At 63.5% G+C, this 7,891-nt stretch carries 1 protein-coding gene; it reads left to right on the top strand.

Annotated elements, in window-relative coordinates:
* On the top strand, positions 1–7,777 hold a 7,777-nt coding region (locus tag GSM73_RS27180; RefSeq protein ID WP_256676820.1), incomplete at its 5' end, for a filamentous haemagglutinin family protein.
* Positions 7,778–7,891 lie beyond the last annotated feature (114 nt).

Consider the following 7,891-nt stretch of genomic DNA (forward strand, 5'->3'; position numbering starts at 1 on the left):
CACTAGCATCACTAGCCAAGTGGACTTGCTGCCGAACAGCCTCACTTCAGTCAGTGGCCTCGGTCTGGTTCTGCCTTACGGCGGTACCGTCGATGGTCAGAGTTATGAGTACGCGGGCAAGAAGGTGGTGCTTCTGGGGCAAGGGGCCATCTCCTATGGCAACGGGGATCTGAATATTGGTGTGATTCTGGGCGGAAAGTCTGTTGCGGCCCAGGAAGGCTCGGTACTCGATCTTTCGGGTGGCGGTGATCTGCTGGGTGCCGGTTTCATTTCCGGCCGTGGCGGCTCCACCGACGCGCGCTTCAACCCGCTGGTGCAAATCGGTGCCAACGGCGGCTTTACTTTACCGGGCCTGGCCAGCAACCCGGTCTACGCCATTGTGCCGGGCAACCAGAGTGCATACGCACCAGTGGCGCCCGAGGGCGGCGCAGTGGACCCCAGGATCGGACAACAAATCACCATTGGCGCCGGTGTACCGGGGCTGGCCGCCGGTACCTATACGCTGATGCCGTCCACCTATGCCTTGCTGCCGGGGGCGTTCCGGGTCGAGGTCAACGGTCTGGCGGGTCAGGGTTCCACGGCGGGTGCGTTGCAGATGCGCAACGGCTCCTGGGCCACCGCCGGGGTGCTGTCGGTGGTCAATACCGGGCAGCGCAACAGTCTGTCCAGCCAGGTCATCCTGACTTCGGGCGATGTGCTGCGTCGCTATTCGCAGTACAACGAAACCAGCTACGCCCAGTTCGCTGTAGCCGATGCCGCACGCCTGGGCGTGCCACGAGCCCTGTTGCCGGTGGACGCCAAGACTTTGAAGTTGAAACTCGCGCCAGGAGCGGGAGATCAGGCGTTCTCCTTTAAAGGCATCGGCAAGTTCGCGCCTCAGAAAGGTGGCTACGGCGGTACCGTCACGGTGGTTGGAGGTAATGGGGCGTTGGAGGTCGTTGCCGATGGGCGCGGGGCCACGGCCGGCTTCGAGGGCGTGACCCTCAATGCCGAAAGCCTGAATGCCTTGAATGCATCGCGTCAGGTTATTGGCGGGCAGTTCTTGACGCTCTATGGTCAGAGCGGAAACTACATCACGCCCTCGAGCAGTGGAGGTAGAACCTCGTCCAGAGTGATCTTGCGTGAAGGCGCTACGTTGGCGGCACCGGAGGTTTTCCTGCTGGCCAGCAGCGAGGTGTCGATGGAACAAGGCGCCGCCATCAATACCATTGGTCGTGGCGCGGCTGCCTACGATGCCCATGACGGTTTTATCTATGACCTCAATGTGAGTGGTCAGAACTTGCTGGCCGCCTCCAACGGCTTGCTCAACGTGTTGGCACCCTCATCGGGCAGCAGCGGCTCCATCAACATCGGCGGCTGCAGCCTGACGCCATGCAGCGGCGTCACCCGAATTCATTCCGAGGGCGGCATCGTCGCCGCCACCGGAGGGAGCCTGGAATTGGACGACAAGGTGCGCTACGGCACCCGTCACCTGACCCTGGCCCTGAGCAATATCAACGTCGGCACCGCCCCGGCATTGAGCGACGCAGCGGCGCGTCAGGTCTTGCCGGCCGGTCTGACCCTGAGCCAGACGGTACTCGATCGCCTGTTGCGCGGGGACACCGAATACGGCGCCCCGGCCCTGGAAACCCTGGAACTGTCGGCGCGTGAGGCGTTGAATTTCTACGGCACTGTCAGTCTCGACACCTATGACCCGGCGACGGGCAAGTCGCGGTTGGCCAACCTGATGCTCAGCACGCCGGCCATTTATGGCGCAGGCAGCGTCAACGACGTGGCGACCATTCGCACCGCCAACCTGATCTGGAACGGCGCCGTTGGCGCGCCGGGTTCGGTGATTGCCGGCGGGGCCGGCACCGGTGCCGGTCGCCTCGACATCCAGGCCCAGCGCATCGAATTCGGCTATGGCGATTTCGCCCAACCGAGCTCGATCACTACCCTGGACCGTCTTGCACTGGGCTTCGCCAACGTCAACCTTAGCGCCAGCGAACGCCTGACCGCCAACCACAAAGGCAGCCTGGCGGTGTATCAACGCCAGGGGGCCTATGACGCGAAAACGGGCTACGCCTACAGCGGCGGCAACCTGAATATCCTCACCCCGTTGCTGACCGGTGAAGCCGGCTCGGTCAACCGCATCACCGCAGGCGGCGCGGTCAACGTAGCGGGCACAAGCGCCAAGCCGGGCACTGTCTCCGGGCTTGGGGGCGAGTTGTCCATCAAAGGCGCGAGCCTGAACCTTGCCAGCGCGGTGATGCTGCCCAGCGGCAAGCTGACCCTGAGCGCAACGGATGACCTGACCCTGGCCGATGGGGCACTGATCGACGTGGCGGGCCGCACCGTCACCTTCAACGATGTGACACGCTACAGCGCCGGAGGCGAGGTGATCCTGCAAAGCCAGAGCGGCAACATCCGCCAGGCTGCTGGTTCGAGCATCGACCTTTCGGCCCGCCACAACCAGGCCGGTCGGCTCAGTGCGGTGGCCCTGGACGGCGCGGCCGGGGTGGTCGATTTGCAGGGGCGGATTCTCGGCAGCAGCACCGGCGAATATGACGCCGGGGGCACCGCCATGCCATATCTGACTGGCGGCGTGGAGATCCAGGCCCAGCGCCTGGGCGGCAACGGTAACCTCAGCGAGCAGTTCGCGGCCTTGAACCAACGGTTGAACGAAGGACAGCTGTTCGGCTCCCGCAGCTTCCAGCTCAAGCAGGGCGACCTGGTGATCGGCAACGAACTCAAGGCCTCGTCCATTGACGTGTCCCTGGACAATGGCAGCCTGCTGGTCAACGGCAAGGTCGACGCCAGCGGCGAGCGGGTCGGCAGCATCCGGCTTGCGGCCGGGCGCTCCCTGACCCTGGGCAGCAACGCGGTGCTCGATGCCCACGGCAGCCGTCTGCGGGTGGACAGCTATGGCAAGATCATCGACTCACCGAACCGCGCCATTGTCGACCTGACCTCGCGAGGCGGCGTGCTGACCCTGGCCGACGGAGCTCGCATCGATTTGCGCCATGGCACTGCGGCGCTCGCCGGGCAGCACGACGACCGTGCCCGTGGCACGCTGGAACTCAATGCACGCCGCGCCGGCTCGACCCCGACCCAGGGCGACATTGCCATCGATGCACGCGGTGGCCTGGATATCCAGGGCGCCCGGTCCATCGCGGTCAACGGTATGTGGCAGTACAACGATGCAGAGTTTGGCAGCGATCCGGCAGCCAGCGGACGCCCTTATCAGGTCATCGACCAGGCGTACCTGGATGGCAAGCACCAGGACAGTATTGCCTTCATCAACGCGGCGCTGGCCAACGGCGATTTGATGCAACGTAAACTCGCCGGTCTGAACAATGCTCGATATGCCGATGCGTTCCACCTGCGGCCCGGTGTGGAGATCGTCAGCGCGACGGCCGACGGTGATCTGGTGGTGCGGGGTGACCTGGACCTGTCCGGTTATCGCTACGCCAGTGTGAATCCGCATACTCGTAAAACCGCCGTGTACGGCTCTGGTGAGTCGGGTGCGCTGACGCTGCGCGCCGGGGGTGACCTGAACATCTATGGCAGCATCACCGACGGATTCGCCCAACCGCCCGCGACCAACGACGACAAGGGCTGGGTGCTGTTGCCGGGCATTGATTTCGCGGCGGGTGATATTGTCGTGCCCGGTACCGGTGTGACCCTGGCGGATGGCACGGCGTTTCCAGCGGGCTCGGTGCTCAACTTCGACGTACCCCTTAAGGGCGCGACCCTGGCGGCGGGAACACGCCTGCCGGTGGCGGCGACGCTTGATCAGCCACTGGTGCTGCCGGCGGGCACGGTGCTGGCTGCGGCGGTGCATGACGCCTCGGGTAATCTGTTGTTCGCCGCTGGCACTTTGTTGGCTTCGACCCAGACCCTGGAGGCGGGCACGGTGCTGGGGGTAGGCAGCCTGCTGGGCAGCGGCGCAACAATACGCAGCCTGATCTGGCCAAAAGGCGTTGCCTTGCCAGGCATTGCGGGCGCGAGCAACGGCTTGACCAATGTGCTGCGTCTCAGCGGGGCCCTGGCGCTGAGTGTGGGTTCGAAAATTCCTTCAGGTACCGACATCAAGTTGCCGGCCGGTGTCGAGTCGGTGCAGTTGCGTCCGGAAGTGGCGGGGAGCAACTGGGCCATTGCGCCGATGCTGGCCGAGGGTTCGCAGTCCTGGTCGTTGCGCCTGGTGGCCGGCGCCGATACGCAGGCGGCGGACAGCCGGGTTGTGCAGCCTGTGTTGGCGGGTGGAGATCTTCATTTGGCTGATAGTCACTACGGCATGTTTGGCAAGGCCGGGGCGGGGGGGCTGGTGTGGACCGAAGAGGGGGCGGAAAATTTCGGAGATCCGAGCCTGGCAGGTAAATTCATTGATTTTGAGAACGTTGCCTATCCAGGGATGTGTGAGGATACCCCGTCGTTTTGCAAGGCCAGTAGCGGCTTTGTCTGGACGGAGGAAGGGGCGGAAAACTTCGGGGTTCCAGACCTCGTGGGTCAACCGATTGATTTCGAAAACCTTGCCTATCCTGGAATGTGTGACGACACCCCGTCGTTTTGCACCGCTGTTGGGCAAACGGAATACAAGGCAGGCAGCCAACGTTGGAGTGTGATCCGCACCGGAGCGGCAGACCTTGAGCTGCTGTCGGCGGGCGATCTGAAAATGGATTCTCTGTACGGCGTCTACACCGCCGGCAGTTCAGCCAGCGAGACTTATGCCAACGACCCGTACAATCAGCCCAAGGCGCTGGGGGCGGCGGGCAAGGTGCTCAATGATGCACTAGGTGAAAACGAGCAGTTCGTGGATGGTGGTAGCAACAGTCTTTATCGTGCCTGGTACCCGGACTTTGGCGGCAACCTGAGCTTGAAGGTTGGCGGCAATCTGACCGGTAATAGCCTGGACGTATCGAGTACGGATAGGGGGCGGCCCAATGGGGGAGACGTTGGTTACGATACGGTCAACGTCGGCAATTGGCTGTGGCGTCAGGGCAATGGCTCAGTCGCAACCGGCACGCAGGCACAACCCACCGCTTGGTGGATCAATTTTGGCAGTTACACCGCCGCGAAGGACGGCAAGGCTGATTTGATGGTCGGGTTTACGGGGTTCGGTACTCTAGGCGGCGGTAACCTGAATGTTCAGGTGGCCGGCGATGCGGGGGTGCTCGATCAAATGGCAGGGAGTGGTCTTGTGCCGATCAGCAACAGCCGCAGCCAAGGACTGGTTCTTGCCGTGGGCAGCACCGGGCGTGTGGGCGCTGATGGCAGTCTGCAATTGACCGGTGGTGGTGATCTTGATCTGCGTGTGGGTGGTGCTTTGAATCCCGAGAGCCTGTTCGTGAACGGGCATCTCAATGGCGCGGTCATCAACCTGCGGGGGTATGCGCAGATCGATAGCGGTGCCATCGGTCGAATCGACCTGCGCTATGGCAACGTTGCTTCGGTACAGTCTCCCGGAGAAACACGCGCTTATGACTCTTTCAGAGCTACGCGAAGCTTGCCAACAGGCGGGCTGACCCTGATGCCGGGCGATGCCACGTTCAATCTGAGCACTTCGGGCGACTTGGTAGTGATGGACGTAGCAGACCCGGGCCGGGCGCCGATGATGAGCGTTTCGCCCTTCAAAAGTGGTGCGACCAACGGATCGGGTGTCAGCTGGTTTACGTTGTGGACCGCCAACACGGCGATCGACTTGTGGTCGTCGGGAGGTAACCTGACGCCTTTCGTTAGCGCGACGGCCACGGATTTAGCCGTGGTCTACCCGTCGATCCTGAGGGCTGTGGCGGCCAATGGCAGTCTTTATTATGGCCAATCCTCGGTATGGGATGGAACCGGCTACAACGGCAACGATCGTCCAGCCCTGCTGCTCGCTCCTGGCATCAACAGTGAGTTGCAATTCATGGCCGGCGATTCCATCTACGGTGGCGATATGTCGGTCAGTCGTTCCGGTGCATCGTCTGCGGCCCTGGCGACACCGTTGCGCCCAGCCTTTGCCGGGCTCGTAAATGGCAGTGTGGTGGTCAGCAATCTCTCCGCTGATGCCAATCGTGTGCCTCCCAGCGCGGATACTTTACCGTTGATTACCTTCGATACCAGCAGCGCCTCCAACGAGTGGGCCGGCAACACGGATCCTGCTCGCTTTTATGCGCTCACAGGCGATTTGCTGGCAGTCGCGAGTGGACGAGCGATGAGGTACACCTCTGAGAACGATGGCCGATTCGGACAGATTTCCTTCGAAGGTATGGGGGCCGTTTGGATGAAGGCCGGACGAGACATTGTAAGCAGCGGTATACCGCTGGGCGGCTCGCTGACCAGCGACTTCTACTTAGGGAACTACACCAGCACCGGCAACCTCTTCATCCACAACAACTCCACCGACATCTCCATCGTCTCGGCCGGGCGCGACATCCTTTACAGCAACTTCAACGTCGCCGGTCCCGGCCTGCTGGAGATCACCGCCGGGCGCAATCTGCGGATGGACGACAAGGTCAGCATCAACAGTATCGGCGCTGTGGTGCCGGGGGATTCGCGCCCTGGCGCAAGCCTGGTGCTGCAAGCCGGCGCGGGACTCAACGGCGCGGATTACCAGCGCTTCGTCAAGGCGTACCTGGACCCGGCCAACCAGGCTTTGGCCGGTGTGCCCCTGGCGAACCAGGACGGTAAAGTCGCCAAGACCTACGAGGCGGAACTGGTGGATTGGCTGGAGCAACGCTTCGGCTTCAGCGGCGACACCGAGCAGGCCCGCAACTACTTCGCGGCGCTGCCGGCCGAGCAGCAGCGGGTGTTTGCCCGCGACGTGTACTTCGCCGAGCTCAAGGCCGGTGGCCGTGAGTACAACGAAGTGGGCGGCGTGCGCCAGGGCAGCTACCTGCGCGGGCGGGAGGCTATCGACTTGTTGTTCCCAAGCAAGGATGTGGCGGGTAACGCGATCACCTACAAGGGCGATATCACGATGTTCGGCGGGGCGGGTGTGCACACCGATTTCGGCGGTGGCATCCAGATGCTCACGCCGGGCGGCGGGCAGACGTTCGGCATCGAAGGCAACGCACCACCGTCCACCGCCGGGGTCATTACCCAGGGTGAGGGCGATATCCAGTTGTATGCGCAGAACAGCATTCTACTAGGGCAGAGCCGGATCATGACCACCTTTGGCGGTTCGATTCTCGGCTGGTCGGCCCAGGGCGATATCAACGCCGGTCGCGGTTCGAAGACCACCGTGGTCTACACGCCGCCCAAGCGCTTGTATGACAGCTGGGGCAACGTGACCCTGTCGCCGTCGGTGCCGAGCACCGGCGCCGGTATCGCCACGCTCAACCCGATTGCCGAAGTGGCGCCGGGCGACATTGACCTGATCGCGCCCTTGGGCACCATCGATGCGGGCGAGGCGGGGATCCGGGTGTCGGGCAACGTCAACATCGCGGCATTGACCGTGGTGAACGCGGCCAACATCCAGACCCAGGGCAAATCCTCCGGTGTACCACTGGCGGCCACGGTGAACACCGGGGCCATCACCTCGGCCAGTTCGGCGGCGTCCTCGGCGACACAAGCGGCGGAAGACGTGGCGCGCCAGCAGCAGAACGCGGCGCGACAAAACCAGGCGTCGGTGTTCACCGTGCAGGTGGTGAGCTTCGGCTCCGAGCAACTGGCCCCGTCCCGCGACGGTGCCAGCCGCGACACGCCACGGGCCTACGACCCGGCCAGCCCGGTGCAAGTGCTGGGAGCCGGCCCCCTGGATGAACAGACCCGGCAGCGCTTGACCGAGGAGGAGCGGGGGCGGTTGAGTTTGTAGCGATCGGCTGGCACCGAGGCGCCGGCATCGCGAGCAGGCTCGCTCCCACAGGGTTGCTGGACACCCAGTACCTGTGGCGAGGGAGCTTGCTCCCGCTGGGCTGCGCAGCAGCCC

The sequence above is a fragment of the Pseudomonas sp. PICF6 genome (assembly GCF_009831705.1).
GTDB classification, from domain to species: domain Bacteria; phylum Pseudomonadota; class Gammaproteobacteria; order Pseudomonadales; family Pseudomonadaceae; genus Aquipseudomonas; species Aquipseudomonas rhizophila.